Source organism: Rufibacter glacialis (assembly GCF_008271745.1).
GTDB classification, from domain to species: Bacteria; Bacteroidota; Bacteroidia; order Cytophagales; family Hymenobacteraceae; genus Nibribacter; species Nibribacter glacialis.
The window spans coordinates 1-1,950 of the sequence record NZ_VKKZ01000009.1 but is presented as its reverse complement, the minus strand read 5'-3'; the positions used below and the strand labels follow the sequence as shown (position 1 = coordinate 1,950).

General features: G+C 54.8%; 1 protein-coding gene. It reads left to right on the top strand.

Features of this window, described 5'->3' with window-relative positions:
• Positions 1–1,950, top strand: a 1,950-nt coding sequence (locus FOE74_RS21360) for a carbohydrate-binding protein (RefSeq protein WP_225840588.1), incomplete at both ends; no start/stop codon positions are given.

Genomic DNA, 1,950 nt, shown 5'->3' with positions numbered 1-1,950 from the left:
TGCCGGTACCGGCCACTGGCGGCTGGCAGACCTACGCCACCCTGCGCGCCACGGTAACCTTGCCGGCCGGCGAGCAGACCCTGCGCCTCTTCGCCCCCAGGGGCGGCTGGAACCTCAACTGGTTCGAGGCCACTACTGGCGCCAGCGCCACTTTACCTCAAGCCATCATTTCTTTCAATGCCCTGCCAGGCAAGACTGTGGGTGACGCACCCTATGAATTGACGGCCTCCAGTACCAATACCGGAACGCCGGTTGACTTCTCCTCCTCTAACCCAGGTGTTGTGTCTGTGTCTAATGCCTCGGGCAAATGGATGGCCACCGTGGTAGCCGCAGGAACGGCCGTGATTACCGCCTCGCAGGCGGCTGGCACCGGCTTCACTGCTGCCAACAACGTGAGCCAGACCCAGACCATTGGAGCTCCTTCAGCGGCGCCTGCCATTACCCCTGGCACTATCACGGTGCAGGTAAGGTTCAATACAACTCCTTCGTCGGCCAGTGCCTCTTTCGCGGATATGAAGTACAACAAATCTGTAGGCTTCCTGTTTGTGAAAGATGATGCCCACCCAGGCGATTACAACCTGGTCTACAAGGTCCTGAACGGTGGTACCGCCATTGATGGGAAAACCTACCCCAGAATCACCTATACAGATGGGGCCGGCCAAGCCGTAGGATACAAATGGAGCTTCGCCATCAACGGTAGGGGAGATGAGCCTGGGTCAGCGTATACGCAATACCCGCAGTACGTTGAAATGATCAAGGCTGGCTTTGACGTGATGAACCACACCCGCAACCACGGCGGTTTCCACAGATACCAGGAAATCAAAGAACTGGAAAAAGAGATCTACCAAAACACGGGCTACCGTACCCGTACCGGGGTGATTCCTACGGCTGACGAAGGCTTTGTTTCTTCCTGGGTTCAGGAGGGGTACAAATTCATAGGTAGTTCCTTTGGGGTGACCGCTTCCCGCGATGGGTATGATTCCTACATCAACTGGCAAGACCGCGCCAACGTGAAGACCATGAACACGAATTATCTTCTAGTTTCAAGGTTCCTCATGGATGACATGTGGAAGGCTGATCTGGGAAGTGCCGACAGTTGGGTAGATGGTATTTTTGCCGCTTCCACAGGAGGTACCAAGATCATGGGGCATGCCTTCTCCCATGGTCCCGGCGGAGCCGCCGAAGTGCAGTACTTCCAGCAGTTCGTGCAGTACGTGAAGAACCACCCGTCCAACAATGACCGGGCCTGGATAGCCGGCGCCCAGGAATTCGCTGAGTATTATGAGACGAAAGAGAATGTGGTGAAATCAGAATCTCTTTCTGGCAACACGTTGACCATTACCTTAGACCTGTCAAAAATATCTACCAAAAACAGGTTGCGTGATATGTCATTGGTAGTCAACAGTGATGCCTCTATCAGTAGTGTCACGGTATCAGGGGCAGATAATTTCTCCTTTAACGCCGGTACCAAACTGATCAACGTCTACAAAACGAACCCTAACGTTTCCTCTCCTTTTGATGATCCTACTCCTCCGCAGATCACCTCTGTGAAGGCCAACGGCAACAAACTCACCATTACCTATGACAAGGCAGTGACGCAGTCTGGGATAGCGGGGTATGAGGTAGCGGGCAATGCCGTAACGGGTCTTTCAGGAAGCGGGACTTCGTATACCCTTACCTTGCAAAACAACTGGGCAGCGGGGCAGAAGCTTTCCTACAGAATGCAGCAAGGCAATGCCTCTGGCAATGGTCTGAAAGTGACTTCTTACATTGAACACCCTATTGACCAGGAAACCGGTGTCACACCTCCCACGGGTTCTTCGCTGCGGATCGAGGCGGAGAGGTACGCCAGCATGAGCGGCATCCAGGTGGAGAACACGGGCGACGAGGGCGGCGGTCAGAACGTGGGCTACGTGGACGCGGGCGACTGGATGAGCTACTCGGTGGGCG